Origin of the sequence: Allopseudospirillum japonicum, from assembly GCF_900108915.1 — a bacterium.
GTDB classification, from domain to species: Bacteria; Pseudomonadota; Gammaproteobacteria; order Pseudomonadales; family Halomonadaceae; genus Pseudospirillum; species Pseudospirillum japonicum.
The window spans coordinates 272271-291275 of sequence record NZ_FNYH01000001.1 but is presented as its reverse complement, the minus strand read 5'-3'; the positions used below and the strand labels follow the sequence as shown (position 1 = coordinate 291275).

Genomic DNA, 19005 nt, shown 5'->3' with positions numbered 1-19005 from the left:
AACCATTTCTTGGCCTGTATTTGCTACTTTTTGGATGTCATAAAAACGTTATCTAAATCTTTTAAAGTACTTCTTGTAAAAAAACTACAAAAAATGTTATTCTTTAGTCTATAAAGATGGGTAAGATAAGTTCTGGGTTGGTGAAATAAACGTCCTTGCTGAGAATAAACTAACCTAGACCAAGGTGTTAGCCTAAATACCCCCTTGGCTAACAAATCCTTTTTTCTAATGAAAATGTGCAAAGGTGATCCCTATGCTAGTTAGTGCAGACCAATTTGATGCTCTTATTCGCCAAGGCGATATGTATTCACGTCAGCAAGCAACCCAAACGCAAGCAACAGCAGAATTTTGGCATCAGGTCATGCGACATTATCCAGAACATGCATTTTGGATGGTACAAAACCCGAGCCTGCCTAGCCGCCTACTCGAGGCTATTTTGCAGAATGCACCGAGTTTGCCTGTAGTCCATATGGCAGCACGCAAAGCGATATTGAGTGAGGCCAGTGCGTTGCAATTAGCACAACACCCAGAAGCAGCGGTGCGCTTGTCTTTAGCAAAAAATCCTCAGATTAGCGCGCAAGTCTTAGCTATCCTTGCACAAGATATAGATCCTAGCGTGCGCCAAATTGCGCAGGCCCAAGAAGAAAAATTAGCGCCTTATCATACAGATGCACAACATCATCATCCTGCTTGTGCTGATTGGCAATGGGCGATGGGTTTTTAGTAACTCGTAAACATTTGATTGATCAAAAAGTTATCGTGTGAGAGTGCAATGACCTTGTGTCATCCGATATTGGCAGCCTTTAAGGCTGCCTTTTTTTATGGCTGTTGTTGTGTGAACTTATGCACAAAATCTGTGGATAAGTCTGTGTATAAGTTGCTCTAGCCCTTGTCTTTCAAGGTACAGGTTAGATTGGTTAAAATTTGTACATTTATGATTTTTCGTATATTGAAGGTGTGCTTGTGGACCTAGCTTTCCCTTGGGTGAAGCTGCCAAAAAGATGAAGAAATATGCTAAGCTGCATCCTCGATTGCCTCAGCGAAAAATCACGCTGTTGGTTTGGTTTCTGTCATAAAATTTAGGTATAAAAACTCATATGGCCACGATTCAGCCGCCGCTATATAAAGTCATTTTTTATAACAAAGATGAAGTGTATGAAGTGTATGCACGCCAAATTTATCAAAGTGATATGTATGGTTTTTTGGAACTTGAAGAGTTTGTGTTTGGTGAGCGCAGTCAGCTAGTCGTTGATCCTTCAGAAGAACGCTTGAAAAATGAATTTAAAGGCGTTAAACGCAGTTATATTCCTTTTACGGCCATTGTGCGCATCGACGAAGTGGAACACGAAGGGCAAGCAAAAGCGACGGAAGTCAAAAATGCTAAAGTCATGCCGTTACGCACTTTGCCACCTTTGCCAAGAGAAGATTAACGTAAAATCAACTGTAGATAGGTTTTACCTATTGTATTGAAACAAGAATACAATCGGCATGTACAGATTTGGACTAGACAGTCTAAACATTGGCTTGGTATTTTATGCATAAAAAGCGCACCTAAAGCGCACCCCTTTATTTTATTAGATCGAGAGGCATGCGCTTCGCCTGTCTCTTTCTCCACAGGAGCAATCGCGTGGATCGAAGAGCATTACTCAAAGCTTTGTCAGTTAGTGGCTTTATGGTGCTAGGCAGTGGCTCTGTGATGCGTCAATTGATGCAAATGCAGGAAAATAAGCTGTGGTCGCCAACAGCCGCTTTGCAAGGACAGTTATCCGGTCGTTTTTTGGCTACAGGTTTAGAAGACTTTGGCCAACCTGATGCAGTTGATTTGCAATCCCCTCTTTCTTCCTCGGTTACTTTTGATTTAGCACAGCAAACGTCAGTAGAGCCCAAAGAGCTCACCCCTGAAGCGCAAACAAGTGCAGCCAAACCGACAACAAACAGTGCAGAAGTTGCGCAAGTGGACTTGCCGAGTTTGCCCAAAGTAACCAATACAGCAGAATTAGAACAAAGAATTGCCAAAGACCCAGAAGTCCATGCCTATTTGCAAAAAATACGCAACTTCGAAGCCGTTTATGATGATGATAACTTTCTGGCTGCAGAACGCATGCCTTTGTTACGAGATACGCTAAAACGTTTAGAGCGTGTCCAACGTACGGTAGGACATGGCAATTTCAACCTTTTATCCTTTGATCAAGCATTAAAATATGGACGTAATTTCTCTCAAGTAGGGGAGTTTAGTCGTGAGGAGCAAGCCTTTTTAGAAGAGTTGTTCTTTGCAAATGCACAAAATTATGGTTTTTTTGGTGACAAGGTTACAACCGGCTTAACAGAGCGTATCCCTGAAAGTGACGTCGACAAAATGCCAGGTACAGGCCATTACTTGTACAAAGGCAAGCCACAAAGTTTGTATGCGACCTTGCGTCGTGATGTGGGAGATTCTTTGATTCTCACTTCAGGCGTACGCAGCGTCGTAAAACAAATGCATTTATTTTTAAGTAAAGCTGTCCAATCTGAAGGTAATCTATCGAAAGCATCGCGTTCTTTAGCACCTCCTGGATATTCTTATCACGGCATTGGTGATTTTGATGTTGGGCGTGTTGGCTTTGGCTATCGTAATTTTACAGCAGATTTTGCACAAACTGACGAATATAAACGTCTACAAGATTTAGGTTATATTTCTATTCGTTATACGAGTAATAATCGATTTGGGGTTCGCTATGAGCCTTGGCATATTCAAGTAGTATAATTTTGCTGCACACAATACTTGCTGGTGCAATGCGCAATTCAACAGTAGAGCCCAAAAAAAGCCCCATGAAGGGGCTTTTTTATTACAAGCAAACGGCTAAGGATTAACCACTAATTGCGTGATAACCACCATCAATATAAAAAGTGGTTGCTGAAATGGAGCGTGCAGCATCGCTAGCAAGGAAAGCAGCAGCATGACCTACGTCATTAATATCTGCTAGGTGGCGCACAGGTGTGTGTTCTTCCGCATGGTGCATTAGCTCATCAAAGTGACCGATACCAGAAGCCGCACGGGTCATAATTGGGCCTGGTGACAGAATATTGACACGAATTTGTTGCGGACCTAGCTCAGCAGCTAGGTAGCGTCCAGTCGTTTCCAAGGCTGCCTTAACAGGCCCCATCACATTATAATGGCTGACGACTTTTTCAGCGCCATAGTAGCTCACTGCTAACAAGCTACCACCTTCTGCCATTAGTGGCTCAGCAAGTTTAGCCATACGAATAAAAGAGTGGCACGAAACATCCATAGCGGTTTTGAAACCTTCTGCACTACTATCGACTACACGGCCATGCAAGTCATCCATAGGACAAAAAGCGATAGAATGTAGTAAGAAATCTAGCTTACCCCAGCGTGCTTCGATAGCTTCAAACACGCCTTCTAGCTCACCAGGGTGGCTAACGTTGCAGGGTGCGAAAATTTCTGCACCTAGCTCTTCCGCTAAAGGTTGTACGTGAGGACGTGCTTTTTCATTTAAATAGGTTACAGCAAGCTCGGCACCTTGTTGGCGAAATGCCTTCGCACAACCGTAAGCAATACTTTGATCGTTGGCGATACCAATCACTAAACCTTTTTTACCTTGTAGAAATGAACTAGTCATAATCAATCAACTTCCTATAATACAAACAACATGAAATTTAAAGTGACAAGCTTTAGGATGTGGCCCTTAGCGGCGCAATTTTTTATTTTTGTTAAAAACATCACTCTAAGCACTTGGAGACCTTAAAACTGAGTCTAAGGTTTACATATGACAGACAAACGACTTTTTTGTCGCAATTTGTTTACGATAAAAGGTTTTTTTGTGCATTGCACCTAAAATGAGTGACTTAAATATATGTTAGAGTTCTGTGGGAGGTGGACTTGGATAAAGCATTCTGGGATCAAGCATGGCAAATCAAGCGCTTAAACGCTTATCAGCCAATGACGCACCCTTTGCTCATGAGTTTTTGGCCACGTGTACAAGCACAACCACAAACTTGGGTATTCGTACCTTTTTGCGGCAGTAGTCAGGATATGCGTTGGCTCGCTGCACAGGGGTTTCGTGTACTTGGTGTGGATGTTTCTGAATTAGCACAACAAGATTTTGTTGCTAAAGACCCACATAATACAGTCAATTATTTATACGAAGATGGTTTTAAAATTGCCTACCAGCAGCAAATTAGCTTTTATTGTGGTGATTTTTTTCATCTACATACTAAACATTTGCAAGGGATCAACTCAGTCTATGATGCAGCGGCCTTAGCTGCATTACCAGAAGCACGCAGGCAAAGATATAGTGTGCATTTGGCACATTTGCTCAAACCAGGAACCCGTATGTTAATGCTTGCGCATGAATTTACACAAAAGCGTATCACGCCACCTTTTAGTGTAGAAGGTAGCGAGATGCAACGTTTATTTGGGTGTAACTTTCATATTGAGTGCTTATACCAAGGCAGTACAGGGAAAACAGGCCATAGAGAAATGGTGTATTTACTGACACGCAAAGGCTGTCAGATTTGAGAAAAATAGACGGATTATTTTTTACGTAGCGTATCGAGTTGCAAATATAGGTCATTGACATCACTGAGAAGCTTTTGCGTACTTTGGATAACTTGCTGGCGACTTGCTTCCAGAGAAGCTAAGCGTTGTTGATGTTCTTGTATTTGTTGTTGTGTTTGTTGATTTTGTAGACGCAACAAGGTGACCTGCTCCCAATCGAATGTTTGCAAATTTTCATCCAATCCTGCCAAAGACGTACGCACGGTTTGCATTTGTTGATTGAAGTTCTTTTGCAATTGCAACAATTGCGTTTCAGTCACACCTTGCTTGATTTGTTGTGTCATTTGGCGCTGTTGCTGCGTGAGCGTGTCTGTCTTGGCAACCAGTTGTTGGTATGTTTGCTGTAAGGCTTGTATTTGCGTGGAAACATCTTGTGCCTGATCACCTTGATGTGCTGCTTGCGCCGCCAACTGAGCGGCCAACTCATTTTGCATGCTTTCTAGTGTTTGCTGAGCTTGCGCTTGCCAAGTTTGCATTTGTTGCTGATGTTTTGTGAGTGCTTGTTGTAATGCTTGTGCATGTTGAGTATTGGCTGCTTGTGCTTGTGCATCTAGGCGGGTTTGCCAAGCTTGAAAATCTTGTTGCGCTTGCGTTTGCCAAGTTTGCCAATCTTGTTGGCTACTTGTCTGCTGTGTGCTCAGTGCTTGGATTTGTGTTTGTACGGACGCTTGTACTTGTGCAAGCTGCTGCTGTATGCCTTGCAATTCTTGGTAAAAATGTAGGCTACTGATGCCTAAAGCTATGGTAAGACCTAGTAGCCCCACATATAAGCTCCAAGGTAATGGGGGCTTTTTTTTGCGTGCTGAACGTGCATCTGCATTGGTGCGATCCACCGCATGGGCTGTTAAAGGCTCAAAAAGCAGCGCAGGTGGTTGGTTTTTGGAGGACATATCATCAGAAGCCATACAAATTCCTTGCAAACACGCAGATAAAAGACAACGCAAGATCATAACAAGGCACTAGCAAAATCCCAAGTAGACTAGAAATTCGATCTTGTATAAGGGCCGTAATTGACAAAAAATCACTAATAAAATCTGTATTTGTTTATTGGTCTGACATAAGCTTGCAGCAAAAAAATGGATCTTAAGTTGAAAGGAGACATGATGAATCAAGCACAAAGATACCAAGTACTGCTTGCAGGCGTGTGTAGCCAAATTATTTGTATCGGGATTGCAAGGTTTTCATACACACCTTTATTGCCTGTGATGCAAACCCAAACTTGGATAGGTGATCTAGAAGGCGGTTGGCTGGCTGCTGCCAACTATGCTGGTTATATGCTGGGAGCTTTGATTGCTGCCTCAGTCACAGATTTAGGTATCAAAGATAGGTTATACCGCTGGGGCTTGTTAATGGCAGTGGTGACAACCTTGGCTATGCCACTAAGTGACAATTTATGGGTCTGGTCTGGTCTGCGCTTCTTATCCGGTTTAAGTAGTGCTGCCTCTATGTTGATTGCATCTGCCTTGATCTTGAACTGGTTAATCCGTCATGGTCATCGTAGTGAGTTAGGGATCCACTTCGCTGGTGTCGGGGTTGGCATTATGGTTGCCGCTTTATCAGTGGAACTCTTATCTTATTGGAGCTTATCTTGGGATCAGCAATGGTTGGCTTTTGGTGCTTTAGCTGCCTTATTAACTTGGCCCGCTTGGCGTTGGTTGCCATGTCCTCATGCCAGTCAACCTCAAGGTCATGCCCATTTGATGCAAGATCAAGTACCCACACGCCAGTTTATGTGGTTGATGTTAGCGGCCTATTTTTGTGCAGGTTATGGTTATGTCATTAGTGCGACCTTTATCGTGACGATTGTGGAGCGCATTCCTGATTTACAAGGTATGGGAGCATTAACTTTTGCGGTCGTTGGCTTGGCAGCCGCCCCTGCAGTGATGAACTGGGACTTGATCGCGCGTCGTTTAGGGTATTTAAACGCCCTGATTCTGGCCTACGGCTTACAAATTATCGGTATTATGCTACCCATTTGGGTACATACGTTAGAGGCCGCTTTATTTAGTGCCTTGTTATTTGGAGGCACTTTTATTGGGTGTGTGAGTTTAGTACTCACTATGGCCGGACGCTTGTATCCGTCTAAGCCTGCTAAACTCATGGGGAAAATGACCTTGGCTTATGGTGCTGCACAAATGTTTGCACCTGCTTTAACTGGAATGCTGGCTGAGCAAAGTGGTAACTATGATCTAGGGTTAGCCTTGGCGGGTGGGTTTGTTGCTTTAGGTACTGTATTGATTATTTGGTTGAAATTTTCTGATCCGACCGCACATCAGTTAGATGGACAAGTGCAAGCAAAAGCTGTAACTGGCTAATAACCTAGTTTAAAAGTCAAGTATTGGCGAACCAAGATTTGAGTGTTATCATGCCAGTATGACCTGAACGAAGGGATCTTGTATCCCTGCTTGATATACCCTGTAAATGCATGAATGAGGAGAGAATACCATGGCGTTTGAATTACCTGCTCTGCCCTATGAAAAGGATGCATTAGCACCCCATATCTCTGCAGAAACTTTAGAATTTCACCACGGCAAGCACCATAAAACTTATGTTGATAAGCTCAACGGCCTGGTTCCTAACACAGAATATGAAGGCAAAAGTTTAGAAGATATCATCAAATCAGCACCTGCTGGTCCTGTATTTAATAATGCAGCCCAAGTGTGGAATCACACTTTTTACTGGCATTGCCTCAGCCCAAACGGTGGTGGTGAGCCAACAGGCGCGCTTGCTGATGCGATTCAAGCCAAGTGGGGTTCTTTTGCGCAATTCCAAGCGGAATTTAACGACAAAGCCGTGAACAATTTTGGTTCTTCTTGGACTTGGTTGGTGAAAAACGCGCAAGGCGAGTTAGAAATCGTCAATACGTCGAATGCGGGTACGCCTATGACCAATGGTCAAACAGCGATTCTAACTGTTGATCTATGGGAACACGCTTATTACATTGACTATCGCAATGTACGCCCTAATTACCTCAACGGTTTCTGGGCACTCGTGAATTGGGACTTCGCTGCACAAAATTTTGCGGCCTAATCTTTAGTGAGATACAAAAAACGCCCTCATCAATAGGGCGTTTTTTTATATTGGATGTAACGGTTTAGTGCTGACTTAACAAAGTGAGCAAACGCTGTTGCACACTGCTAATTTGGCAGTAAGTAATGCGAAACCCCTGCTCATCACCAGCCTGACGCTTACGGCTCAAATCTTGTTCTAGTTGCTGCAGTTGATCGCTCAATTCTTGCACTTGCGGATGATGACGCATTTGCGTAGGCATCCAATCATGATTAACTAGCATGTGTTGACTCTCCTCGGCCCTTGGGCATATCCCTAATTTTTATTATCAAGCATACCCGTAGTGATTTTGTGGGTATGTTTCTAGGTATAGCTAAAGTTAGGGACTTTAGCCACCAGAAGCCATGTGTTTTAAATGAATAAAAAGCCTCTATTGGTTGGTTAGCATGACGTTCACCTGTGACATCTAGGTGAAATTCTGAAGGCAATTTGTTGAAGACAAGAAGCTTAGCCAAGCACACAAAAGCACACAAAAAAGACATCTTTTAATGCTTTATTATTTGTACGTCTGGTGTACTATGTACAAGTAATGTATAGCTATTGCGCTTTTGCATGTATGGAGATGTCCTTATGTTGCCCAGACAAGAACGCCGCTTAAAAATTGCCGTAGTTGGATCAGGCATTGCAGGACTATCAGCTGCTTGGTTATTAGACCAAGCACATGAAGTGACTTTATTCGAAAAACAAGCGCGTTTAGGTGGGCATACGCATACGCATCATCTTGATTTGCCAGAAGGAAATGTCGCCGTAGATACCGGTTTTATTGTTTACAATCCGGTGAATTATCCTAACTTAGTCGAATTATTCAAACACTTGGACGTGTCCACGCAAGCGACGGATATGTCCTTTGGCGTTGCCTTACATACTAAAGAGCACAAATTAGAATACAGTGGTTGTGGGCTAGGAGGATGGTTTGCGCAGCGCCAAAACTTATGGCGTTGGCAACATTGGCACTTATTGAAGGAAATCTTACGTTTTTACCAACATACAGAAATCTTAATACAAGAAGCGCAACAGCAAGCCTATACCTTAGAGGAAATGTTGACGAAACACGGATATTCGCGTGCTTTTATTGAACAACATCTTATCCCTATGGGCGCAGCGATTTGGTCCACGCCTGCGGATAAAATGTTGCAATATCCAGCACTTGCCTTTTTGCGTTTCTGCCGCAATCACGGTTTGGTGCAACTCAAGGACCGACCACAATGGCGTACCTTGTGTGGGGGGTCTCATACCTATGTTGAAAAAATAGCAGCGAGTCTGAATGGTCGGATTCAACTTAATGCCCATTTGCGTAAGGTGCATCGTCATCAAGGTAAAGTGATTGTACAGCATCAAGATGGCCTAACTGAGGTGTTTGATCATCTGGTATTGGCTTGTCATGCGGATCAAGCCTTAGCGTTATTGGCGCAACCTAGCAAACAAGAACAGGACTTGCTCGGTGTGTTTAGCTACCAGAAAAACCTAGCTTACCTACATCAAGATACTCGCTTCATGCCAGAAGAAAAACGCGCTTGGGCAAGCTGGAACTATTTAAGTCACCCGCAGCAGCAACAAAAACAAGTGTCTGTTACTTACTGGATGAATCGCCTACAACACTTATCTACTAACAAACCTTTATTGGTCACCTTAAATCCAGTGCACCCGCCGAAAGCCAGCCATATTTTACGCAGTGTCCTTTATGAGCATCCTGTATTTTCTTTGCAAAGTATGCATGCGCAACAGGCCCTTTGGTCATTACAAGGACAAGCAAACGCTTGGTTTTGCGGCGCGTATTTTGGTTATGGTTTTCATGAAGACGGCCTACAAGCGGGTTTAGCCGTTGCAGAAGCTTTAGGCGGTGTACAGCGACCTTGGCGATTAACACAGCCCAATTCGCGGATTTTTGTGCCAGATGCAGCTGCTTCAGCAGACCATGTACCTTGGCCACAAGCAAGCTAGCACATGACATTTAAGGAGTGTACCCATGTATACCTCTGCCATTTATCAAGGCCAAGTGATGCACCATAGGCTAAGGCCTAAAGTACATAGATTTATTTATCGGGTTAGTGCATGTTTATTTAACTTGGATGAGTTACCTTTGTTATCTAAAGCTATTCCTTGTTTTAGCTACAATCAATTTAACTTATGGTCTTTTTACGATCAAGATTATGGTGATCATTCTAAGATTCCACTCAATCAACAAGTGCGTACTTATCTGAAAGCACAAGGCTACAATCTGGGTGAGGGGAAAATTTTTTTATTATGTTATCCACGTTTATTAGGTTATGTATTTAATCCTTTGAGTGTTTATTATTGCTATGATGAAGCTGAAAATTTAAAGTTAATTCTTTATGAGGTCAGCAATACCTTCGCACAAAAACATAGATATTTATTGCAGGTCGATACGCAAGAAATAAAAAATACACCTTATATTGTGCGTCAATCTTGTAATAAAACCTTTTATGTTTCTCCCTTTATTCCAATGCAGTGTCGTTATGATTTTCGCATGCGTCTTCCTGATGAAAAAGTGCTGGTAGGGATTCGGCAACACGATCAGGCAGGTGCATTTTTACACGCTGTATTTCAAGGCCGGCGTCAAGATTTTACCCAAGCAAATTTATTACGTACTTGGATGCGTCATCCTTTCATGACACTTAAAGTCATTGCTGGGATTCATTGGGAAGCTCTACGTTTGTGGCGTAAAAAAGTTCCCTTCTATCCACGTCCTAAGACAGCACAATCTGGAGATGAAAAGTGATGAAAAGCTTACCTTGGCATAAAGCTTCTTTGGCAACTAAGTCAGCCAGTCCATTGACAGCAAAAGCCTTACAAGCTTGGCTTGCACATTTATCGGATCAACATGATGGCTGTTTACTTATTTTATTGCCTGATGCCACACCTTTACGTATTGGTCAGCCTAGCGCAGATGCTTTACAGGCTCAGGTACATTTACATGATTATCAAGCATTACAGCGTTTGCTAAACGGTGGTTTAGTCGGATGGGCAGAAGCTTATATGCAAGGGGAGTGGACAAGCCCAGATCTGGTCAGCCTTATTCGTTGGGGGGTGCGTAATCAAGCCGCAATAGAAGCTTGGGCGCATGGGCGGACTTGGGTGCGCTTAATAAACCGAGTGCTACATAAGATGCGTGCCAATACTAAAGAAGGTAGCCGGCGCAACATTGCCTATCATTATGATTTAGGTAATGATTTTTATCGGTTGTGGCTTGATGCAAGCATGACTTATTCTAGTGCTTTCCGTGCGCATTCAGAACAAACTTTGGCGCAGGCGCAACAACACAAGTATCAACAAATTGCCAAAACCTTAGGGATTCAACCAGGGGATACGGTTTTAGAAATTGGCTGTGGTTGGGGTGGGTTTGCAGAAGTTGCTGCGGCTGAATTCGGTGCGCAAGTGACAGGGATCACTTTATCAAAGGCGCAGTTTGATTATGCACAAGCCCGTATTCAAGCAGCAGATTTAGCTGAGCAATGCCAGTTTTATTTGATGGATTATCGTGATCTTGAAGGACAATATGATCATATTGTCTCGATTGAAATGTTTGAGGCGGTAGGTGAAGAACATTGGTCTACTTATTTTCAACAACTTAAGAACTGTTTAAAACCCCAAGCGAATGCTTTATTACAAGTGATTAGCCTTGATGAGGTGCGTTTTGCACGTTACCGCAAACAAACAGATTTTATCCAAAAATATATTTTTCCTGGTGGTATGCTACCAACAAAACAATCTATGCATACGTATGCAAACGCAGCCGGTTTAACCTTAAAAATGCGTCAAGATTTTGGTCAAGATTATGCTTGGACCTTGGCACAGTGGCGACAAGCTTTTTTAAAAGCTTGGCCACATTTGCAAACCTTAGGATTTGACACAAATTTTAAGCGTATGTGGTTATATTATTTAGCCTACTGTGAAGGCGGATTTACTGAATCTTGCCTAGATGTCAGCTTTTATTTATATCAACATCAACAAAAAACTTGTGTATTAAATAATCTAAGTACGGATGGCTAACTTGGATTGAATCCAACCGAGGGCGCTACCAAAGACAGGTAAGCGCCGATATAAAGGGCTGGGATCCCAAAAATCCAGGTGCTCACTGATACGACCTTGTGCATCGGCCTGAATGCGCGAAGTGCCTAAAATGTCTAAAGCGCCTAACTTAGCGAAGCTTGTCTCAAAACGCCAGTAAACACACGCACTTGCCGTTTCCATATTTGGATAAACTTCCAAGGTAGTAAAACGATTGCTTTGTGTGCGCTCGAACATATCAACGAAGACAAGGCGCATGTGTGCCCACTGGTGTACATCGTTAAAGGGATCACGAAAATGAATGTCAGGACTGACATAAGTGGCTAAGCGGTCAAGGTTTGCAAGCGTAAGTCCTTCAAAACTATGGGCATATTGGTGAAATAGCTCAGCTTTCATACACTTTCTCCTATGAGAAATCTTCAATCTGTTTTCTTCAGACGCCAGTATCACTTGGGTGTTCACCCCTTGTGGGGAGAAAAAATAAATTGTTGGATCTCTCACTCTCAGCCAAAGAATCAGCTATGATTTGTGCTTGCAAATCTCTCCTTTTTTTTATTTTTTAGCAAGCAGGTTCCTGTGTGACACACTCAAACCCTACGTTTATTCCTGGTAAAGACAAAGCATTAGAAGATAGCTTGATCTTTATGCAAAGCCAATTATCACGTTTAGGCTTTAATGTGCAGCCAGTTTCTTGGCTCAATCCTTTGCCGCATGTCTGGTCTGTACACGTGCAGGATCAAAATTGTCCACATTGTTTTACCAATGGTAAAGGGGCTTCTAAGGAAGCAGCACTGGTTTCCGCATTAGGAGAATTTTTTGAACGCCTTGCGACTAATTATTTTTGGGCCGATTATTGGTTGGCAGAAGGGGCAGATACTTTAGGCTTTGTACATTATCCAGATGAAATTTGGGTATTAATAGAACAAGAAAACCAGAAACTAATAGAAGCACCAGTGCTTTTGGATGATTATACCAGAGAAGTGTATGATGCAGAGGCACAGATTTATTTAAATGATTTAATTGATATTAACACAGGGCAAAAAGAACGTGGCGTATGTGCCTTGCCCTTCATACGTCAAAGTGATCAGACATCAGTTTATTTTCCAGTTAATTTAATTGGGAATTTATATGTATCAAATGGGATGTCAGCAGGTAATACGCCCGCAGAGGCGCAGGTGCAAGCCTTATCAGAAATTTTTGAACGCGCCATTAAAAATCGCATTTTGGCAGAAGGCATCCGTTTACCAAAAATTCCTGAACAAGTATTAAAACGTTATCCAAAAATTTATCAGGGTATCCAAGCACTTAAAGAAGCAGGTTTTACTTTATTTGTGCAAGATGCGTCGTTAGGTGGGCATTTTCCAGTGATTAATATTAGCCTGCTTAATCCACGAGATGGTGGATGTTTTGCATCCTTTGGAGCACACCCTTTATTTGAGGTAGCTTTAGAGCGTACCTTAACTGAGCTGGTTCAAGGGCGTGCACTCGATGCCTTGGATGGTTTTCCTGCACCTAGCTTAGATATGGCACAAGTTGCCGATGAGCATAATTTAGAAACACATTTTATTGATTCAAGTGGTTTAGTCTCTTGGCATTTAATTGCAGATGCAGAAGATTATGATTATTGTGCGTGGAATTTTAGTGGAGAGACGAGAGCACAGCGAGATCATTTATTAGAACGTTTGCACGATCTAGGGTATCAAGTCTATATCGCAGAATACCAGCATTTAGGTGTCTATGCTTGTCGTATTCTCGTGCCGGGCTTTTCTGAAATTTATCCTATCGATGAGCTGCAATGGCATAATAATAACCAAAGTGTGCCTGTACGAGATGCGATTTTGCAGCTTGCGCATTTGCAAGAGGAGACGTTACATGAGCTGCAAGATACCTTAGATGCTTTAGAAATTGATGATCAACAAAAAGTAGCTGCTTGGTTAGGAATAGCGAGCGCCTCAGGTAGCCAATGGCAAACTTGGCGTTTAGGTGAGCTTGGCGCTTGCTTAGCTTTGGCGACTGGGGATTGGGTACGGGCGCTGGCCTTCTTAGATAATGTACTCCTGTTTGATCACCTTGACCACAAACGTAAGCGCCAATACCAGGTGTTACAAAGCTTGCTTTCCATGTTGGTTGAAGGTTTAGAGCCGGAAAGCTTCCATACAAGTTTGCACGCTTATTATGGTACTGGCTTAGTTCAGCAAGCTTTGGGATGGATTGAAGGCGAGGGTTTATTTGACGCTTTAATTCCAGAGCAGCCGGCAACCCATATGTCAGCACATCAAGCTTTACTCAATGCTTATCAAAAAGTACAAGCCGCTAAGGCAGCCGTGCATACTTAACGTGTGTATTGGTTTGTCCTATATCTAATGTTTGGCAGGGTGTGCTTGCTAAAAGTAGGGTACGTAAAATAGGCAAAGCAGGTGCTTGTGTTGGTAAGGAAGGCGTCTTTTGCATAAAGTGAATGACAGCTTGCACCGCTTGTGCTCTTGGAGTGCCTTGTGTGGAACAAAATTCATGCAAGGTATCATAAACGCCTAGGATATAATGGCTGCATTGCCCAGCGGAAAAAGCACTCATTACATCTTGAGGCGCATCTTGAATTAAAGGTTGGCACCAATGTTTGAGCTGGCCCAAGGTTAAAGGCGGCTCTAGATGCACTGCAGCAATTGCTTGGGAATTAATTGACGTAAGGCTAAGCGTAAGGCTGAAGCCGATGGATATCATTTGCATTAACCTAAGCATAAAACCTGCCTCTATCTACATGGAGATAACGAGCTTTGAGCTTAGGGATAAAACTTGACTAAGCTTTGACTTGGTTGTGACAGTCTAGTGATGTTTGTTGGTTGGCATAAGGTAAACACATACTCACTTTAAGTCCGCCTTGCGGGGTTAATGCAAAACTTAAATCTGCTTGTGAATATTTACGCATGAGTGTTTGCATAATAGAAATCCCTAAGCCACTGCCGCTTGCTGTATGCGGTTGCAGACGCACAAAACGTTCGCCTAAACGTTGCAAATCAGCAGTTGTTAAACTTTGCCCTTGATCTTGAATTGTGAGCAGAGCATGCGCAGAGTTGGCGGTCAATTGGATGTCAATATCTGTACCTTTAGGCGTATATTTACATGCGTTATCAAGTGCATTACGTACTAAAAGGGCGAGATCATGATGATCAAAACCAATATAAATCTCTTGCTCTGGAGTCGCTAAATGTAACTCATGCCCGCTTTGGCAAGCTAGAGGATAATATTCAGCAAGAAAGCCACTGAGCCAAGTATTCAAAGCGAGGTTTGAGTGTGGCGTCTCTAGATAAGAGGCAGCAGCTTCTGAGCGGGCCAAAGTTAGCATTTGTTCAATAAGATGCTGTAAACGACGTGCGCCTTCCAAAGCAGCTTGTATTGATTGATCGCTGTGAGTTTGATCAGGTGCTTGCTGTGCATTTTGTAAGTGAATCTTTAAAGCTGCCAGTGGTGTACGTAATTCGTGGGCTGCATCTGCGGTAAAGCGACGTTCGCGTGCAAAGGCGGCATCTAAATCAGTAATAAATTGATTAAAAGCATGTTGTAAACCGGTCAGTTCTTGAGGTAAATCAAGTTGTAATGGAAGGAGCTGCTGCGTATTTTGTTGGGCTACACCTTGACTTAAACGCGCTAAAGGTGCCAATCCCGTACGCAGACCAAAGTGAATACTAAGCCAAGATAAAGGCAAAATAAGCAATAAAGGAAGGCTAATTTGTAAGGTGATTTTTTCAACAAGCTCACCGCGAATATCGGCACGTTGTGCGGCACGAATCCATAAAGCATCTTGCTGATCATATAAGGTAAAAGTGCGCCAAGTATCTTGTGCTTCATGCTTCCAAGCAAACCCTGTGTGAATTATCTGCGCTTGCAAATGTTGGGGTTGAATATTTTGTAAACTCTGCACCTGATGAGGGGGAAATAAACGTTCTCCTTGGGCATTCCAAACACTCAATAGCAACTTTTTTTCATATTTATGCTGGACTGTTTTTGAATGCACTTGCGTCATTTGATAGCTGGCAATTAAGTGCTCGGCAAGATGCTCGTAAGTTTTAGTGGACGTTTCTTGGGCAAACAAAGCCGCTCCCATACGCGCCCATTGAGCAAGCTCAGCATCCATCAGTTCTTCGACTTCGTGATTTGCCTCAACAAAATACCAAGCACCAAAGCTGATAAAAATAATACTGAGACTAGAAAGCAATAAGATATTCAAATATACATAAATAGAGCGCATTAAGGAGTCTCATTAAGATGTAATAAGTAACCTACACCTCTTAAGGTACGAATAAGATGAGGGGCAAGCTTTTTACGTAAATGATGGATGTGTACTTCTAAGGCATTGCTTTCTACTTCATCATCCCAACCATAAATTAGGGTTTCTAACTGTTGGCGTGATAGTACACGGTTTCTATGCTTAACTAACTCAAGTAATAAAGCATATTCACGCCGCGATAAATGAACTAGACAACCTTGCCAATACACTTCCTGTAATTGTGTATCTAAAACCAAATCACCAAGTAATATTTGATCTTGGGCCTGTCCCAGAGCGCGACGCATAATGGCGCGTAAGCGTGCAAGTAATTCTGCTAATTCGAATGGTTTGAGTAGGTAATCATCTGCACCAGCATTCAAACCGGCTAAACGGGATTCAAGTGCATCACGTGCCGTTAAAATCAGCACAGGCAAATTTTGCTGATCACGTCTTACTTGAGTCAAAACCCGCATACCATCGATACTTGGTAAACCCAGATCCAAAATCATCGCGTCAAAAGGTTCAACGGCGAGAGCATGCAAGGCGGCTTGACCGTCAGCAACCCAGTCCACACGGTATTGATGTTGTATTAAGGCGGTTTTGACGCCTTCTGCCAACAAAGTATCATCTTCAACCAGTAAAATACGCATATTTCACTCACTATTTTAGACTTAAGTGATGCAAGTGCGGCTAACTAATGTTGCGCTGCACAATGTTTTTGCATACTCTGATATAAGCACTTAGCTTATGGTAAGAGTCCATAAAAAAATGTCTTCTCTGCAACACTTATTGAGTACCTAGGAGCTTATCGATATGAACAAAATGACACAAGTCAGCTTAGTCACAGTGGCTCAAGAAGCTTTACCCCTGCAAATGGCACAACTGGGATTTAAGATGTTACAAGCTTTAGGTCAGTCGCATTGGGACTGGCAAACACGTTGGAGCCAGCACTGGCAAGAGCGTGTACAGGTATTACATACGTGTTCTAGTCCTTTAAGCGTATGGGACTGGCAAATGCATAATCAACAATTGGCTTGGCAACAATGGCAGGAAAGTTGGCAAGTTTGTGCACAAAGTAGTCAGCAAATGCAAACGTCGATACAGGATTGGTTGCAAGAACATACTTGGGTTTGGGTGGATGTGCGTACTCAAGATGAGCCAGTGAGTGAGCGCGAAATTCAAGGGGAGCGAGTACAAGCGCCAAATTTACAAAAGGCAAAGATTGCAAAGACAAGTCAACCACTTGTGCAACAACAAGAGGCATCATCTACAGCAACGCCTGCATCTTGCACACAAACCGAGCAGCCGGTACCAAGTCTTGTCACTCAAGTAGAAACAGCTCAAGTATCACAAGAGAAGAAAAATGCACCTCAGTCTAAAGTTCACACCGAGACTTCTGAGGACCCTGCATCTCAGTCTAGTGAGATACCTGCCCAAGCAGTGCAAGCAAAGCTGATTGAAACCACGGAAACAGTATCTAAGCAAGTACAAGCGAACGAACAAGCAACCACGAGCAAGCGTCGCCCTAGCACACGCAAACGCACCACACGCCGTACACCAAGTACACGCCGTTAATTGCACTGGTAAAGGCTCCGTAAACAAGCAAGCTGAGCTTTGTTAAGAGGAGCCTCAAGATATAGGGTATTAAGTCATCGATTGTGATAAAGAAGGTGATAACGCACGCGCTTTCGGTGGGCGGCCACGTTTGCGCGGCGTATTTAACGCTGCAAGTAAATCTTCTGCTTGAATGCCTTCTTGTGCCATGACCGCTTGTATTTGTTGTAGTTTTTGTTTGCGGCGTTCGGCCTCTTGTAGACGCTGATGTTCTAGTTGGCGTTGCTCATCGAGTACTTGCTCAATAGCATCTTTTGCTTTTTCCAGATCGCTTACACTTAAACGGCGCAAAAAGCCTTTTAGACGATTTTTATTCGCAAAAACCCAGGCTGCTTCATTAAAATCAGCAGGGGTTGAAGTCTGCGATTTTTTCCCCATATGTAAACGCCTCCAGTAGGTATCAATAAGGGTGTTATAGCAGTACTTATTACCTAAAGATTTCTCTTTATTGCTAGATTATACGATAATTAGGCGTTAAAAAGATATTATTAACTGAAGGCTAATTAATACACTAGGTAGGATAAATGATCTAGGTTAAACCAAGCACTTGAAGTTACTTTTGCTTTCGTCGCTTGTGAGCTTGCGTTAACCTAGGTCAATCAAGTTGATCAATGATAATATCCAAGGAGAATCCATTAATGTCACAACCTGTGTTATATCAGCAAACTGGCGCCTGTGTCACTTTGACATTAAATCAACCGCAAACCCGCAATGCAATTTCAGACGATGCCATGATCGAGGGGTTAGAAGCAGCCGCAGCACGGATTAATGTAGATACTTCAGTTTCTGTGGTGATATTAACAGGCGCAGGTAGTGCCTTCTCATCTGGTGGTAATATTAAGGATATGCACGAGCACCAAGGCATGTTTGCAGGCACAGGTGTGCAACTGAGAGAAGGTTACCGCCGTGGCATTCAACGTATCCCTTTAGCCTTGTACCATTTAGAAGTGCCTTTAATTGCTGCAGTCAATGGACCTGCCATTGGTGCAGGTTGTGACTTAGCAATGATGGCAGATATACGCATTGCATCTACAGCAGCAAAATTTGCAGAGAGTTTTGTGAAGGTTGGTATTATTCCTGGAGATGGTGGCGCCTGGTTTTTACCTCGCGTCATTGGTTTATCACGCGCTTGTGAAATGGCCTTTACTGGGGAAGCGATTAGTGCACAACAAGCTTTGGCTTGGGGGATGGTGTCTGATGTTGTGGAACCAGACAATTTATTAGATGCTGCGAAGGCGATGGCGCAAAGAATTGCTGTCAACCCACCACTTGCGCTACGGATGACCAAAAAACTGATTCGTGAAGGCCAACAAACCTCTTTAGCAAGCTTATTAGAGCTTTCTGCCAGTATGCAAGCCTTAGCTCACCAAACGCAGGATCATCAAGAAGCAGTAGCTGCGATGTTAGAAAAGCGTGTGCCAACTTTTAAAGGTTGCTGAACCTACACCTACCCTTGGCTTTTCAATCAAGA

20 protein-coding genes are annotated in these 19005 nt (G+C 43.0%); 12 read left to right on the top strand and 8 right to left on the bottom strand.

Annotation, left to right across the window (positions count from 1 at the left end; all coding sequences use genetic code 11):
- Nucleotides 1-253 precede the first annotated feature (253 nt).
- The 3 genes from BMX05_RS01290 to BMX05_RS01280 all read left to right on the top strand — a co-directional run bounded on the left by BMX05_RS01290 (nt 254) and on the right by BMX05_RS01280 (nt 2743).
- Nucleotides 254-724, top strand: a complete 471-nt coding sequence (locus BMX05_RS01290; RefSeq protein WP_093308143.1) for a hypothetical protein — start codon at nt 254-256, stop codon at nt 722-724.
- A 373-nt stretch (nt 725-1097) separates the two neighbouring features.
- Entirely contained in the window at nt 1098-1430 is a 333-nt protein-coding gene (locus tag BMX05_RS01285; protein ID WP_093308142.1) for a DUF1820 family protein, read from the top strand.
- 197 nt (nt 1431-1627) lie between these two features.
- Nucleotides 1628-2743 carry a M15 family metallopeptidase gene (locus tag BMX05_RS01280; RefSeq protein ID WP_177166737.1) on the top strand — a complete coding sequence of 372 codons (1116 nt, stop codon included), beginning with the start codon at nt 1628-1630 and terminating at the stop codon, nt 2741-2743.
- A 103-nt stretch (nt 2744-2846) separates the two neighbouring features.
- Here BMX05_RS01280 and fabI read toward each other — a convergent pair whose 3' ends face one another.
- Nucleotides 2847-3620, bottom strand: coding sequence for an enoyl-ACP reductase FabI (gene fabI, locus BMX05_RS01275; protein WP_093308140.1), 774 nt, complete (start codon nt 3618-3620; stop codon nt 2847-2849).
- Between the two features lie 260 nt (nt 3621-3880).
- Between fabI and BMX05_RS01270 the strand changes: the two genes are divergently transcribed.
- On the top strand, nt 3881-4519 hold the full coding sequence (locus tag BMX05_RS01270) for a class I SAM-dependent methyltransferase (protein WP_177166736.1): 639 nt from the start codon (nt 3881-3883) through the stop codon (nt 4517-4519).
- Nucleotides 4520-4533: 14 nt separating this feature from the next.
- Here the strand turns inward: BMX05_RS01270 and BMX05_RS01265 are convergent, their stop codons facing one another.
- Nucleotides 4534-5463: a hypothetical protein gene (locus BMX05_RS01265; protein ID WP_093308138.1), complete on the bottom strand. Its 930-nt coding sequence runs from the start codon at nt 5461-5463 to the stop codon at nt 4534-4536.
- Nucleotides 5464-5658: 195 nt separating this feature from the next.
- Between BMX05_RS01265 and BMX05_RS01260 the strand changes: the two genes are divergently transcribed.
- On the top strand, nt 5659-6873 hold the full coding sequence (locus BMX05_RS01260; RefSeq protein WP_093308137.1) for a YbfB/YjiJ family MFS transporter: 1215 nt from the start codon (nt 5659-5661) through the stop codon (nt 6871-6873).
- A gap of 130 nt (nt 6874-7003) precedes the next feature.
- Nucleotides 7004-7588, top strand: a complete 585-nt coding sequence (locus BMX05_RS01255) for a superoxide dismutase (protein WP_093308136.1) — start codon at nt 7004-7006, stop codon at nt 7586-7588.
- Nucleotides 7589-7652: 64 nt separating this feature from the next.
- Here BMX05_RS01255 and BMX05_RS01250 read toward each other — a convergent pair whose 3' ends face one another.
- Entirely contained in the window at nt 7653-7850 is a 198-nt protein-coding gene (locus BMX05_RS01250) for a hypothetical protein (protein ID WP_093308135.1), read from the bottom strand.
- Nucleotides 7851-8197: 347 nt separating this feature from the next.
- Here BMX05_RS01250 and BMX05_RS01245 point away from each other — a divergent pair, with 347 nt between their 5' ends.
- The 3 genes from BMX05_RS01245 to BMX05_RS01235 are packed head-to-tail and all read left to right on the top strand — an operon-like array spanning nt 8198 to nt 11638.
- Nucleotides 8198-9568 (top strand): NAD(P)/FAD-dependent oxidoreductase, encoded by a 1371-nt coding sequence (locus BMX05_RS01245; protein ID WP_093308134.1) that lies wholly within the window; start codon nt 8198-8200, stop codon nt 9566-9568.
- 25 nt (nt 9569-9593) lie between these two features.
- Nucleotides 9594-10367, top strand: a complete 774-nt coding sequence (locus BMX05_RS01240) for a DUF1365 domain-containing protein (protein ID WP_093308133.1) — start codon at nt 9594-9596, stop codon at nt 10365-10367.
- On the top strand, nt 10367-11638 hold the full coding sequence (locus tag BMX05_RS01235) for an SAM-dependent methyltransferase (RefSeq protein ID WP_093308132.1): 1272 nt from the start codon (nt 10367-10369) through the stop codon (nt 11636-11638). Before BMX05_RS01240 ends, BMX05_RS01235 begins: the two co-directional genes overlap by 1 nt.
- Here BMX05_RS01235 and BMX05_RS01230 read toward each other — a convergent pair.
- Nucleotides 11621-12052, bottom strand: a complete 432-nt coding sequence (locus BMX05_RS01230) for a nuclear transport factor 2 family protein (RefSeq protein WP_093308131.1) — start codon at nt 12050-12052, stop codon at nt 11621-11623. The two genes, BMX05_RS01235 and BMX05_RS01230, sit on opposite strands and share 18 nt — an antisense overlap.
- Nucleotides 12053-12234: 182 nt before the next feature.
- Here BMX05_RS01230 and ycaO point away from each other — a divergent pair, with 182 nt between their 5' ends.
- Complete coding sequence (gene ycaO / locus BMX05_RS01225; protein ID WP_218138957.1) at nt 12235-13992, top strand: 30S ribosomal protein S12 methylthiotransferase accessory factor YcaO; 1758 nt, start codon at nt 12235-12237, stop codon at nt 13990-13992.
- On the opposite strand, the gene BMX05_RS01220 is transcribed toward ycaO, so the two are convergent.
- From BMX05_RS01220 to BMX05_RS01210, 3 genes are read right to left on the bottom strand one after another with little or no spacing between them, the layout of a single operon-like run.
- Entirely contained in the window at nt 13970-14395 is a 426-nt protein-coding gene (locus BMX05_RS01220) for a Rap1a/Tai family immunity protein (RefSeq protein WP_143051923.1), read from the bottom strand. The genes ycaO and BMX05_RS01220 overlap by 23 nt on opposite strands.
- A gap of 58 nt (nt 14396-14453) precedes the next feature.
- A complete protein-coding gene (locus tag BMX05_RS01215) occupies nt 14454-15902 on the bottom strand; it encodes a sensor histidine kinase (protein WP_093308129.1) in 1449 nt (482 codons plus the stop codon).
- The gene (locus tag BMX05_RS01210) at nt 15902-16570 is read right to left on the bottom strand and encodes a response regulator (RefSeq protein ID WP_093308128.1); all 669 of its coding nucleotides are present in this window, start codon (nt 16568-16570) and stop codon (nt 15902-15904) included. The genes BMX05_RS01215 and BMX05_RS01210 overlap by 1 nt, the downstream gene beginning before the upstream one ends.
- A gap of 163 nt (nt 16571-16733) precedes the next feature.
- Between BMX05_RS01210 and BMX05_RS01205 the strand changes: the two genes are divergently transcribed.
- Nucleotides 16734-17495, top strand: coding sequence for a hypothetical protein (locus BMX05_RS01205; RefSeq protein ID WP_093308127.1), 762 nt, complete (start codon nt 16734-16736; stop codon nt 17493-17495).
- A 69-nt stretch (nt 17496-17564) separates the two neighbouring features.
- On the opposite strand, the gene BMX05_RS01200 is transcribed toward BMX05_RS01205, so the two are convergent.
- Nucleotides 17565-17912, bottom strand: a complete 348-nt coding sequence (locus BMX05_RS01200; RefSeq protein ID WP_093308126.1) for an H-NS family histone-like protein — start codon at nt 17910-17912, stop codon at nt 17565-17567.
- 260 nt (nt 17913-18172) lie between these two features.
- On the opposite strand from BMX05_RS01200, the gene BMX05_RS01195 reads away from it, so the two are divergent.
- On the top strand, nt 18173-18973 hold the full coding sequence (locus tag BMX05_RS01195; RefSeq protein ID WP_093308125.1) for a crotonase/enoyl-CoA hydratase family protein: 801 nt from the start codon (nt 18173-18175) through the stop codon (nt 18971-18973).
- Nucleotides 18974-19005: the final 32 nt, after the last annotated feature.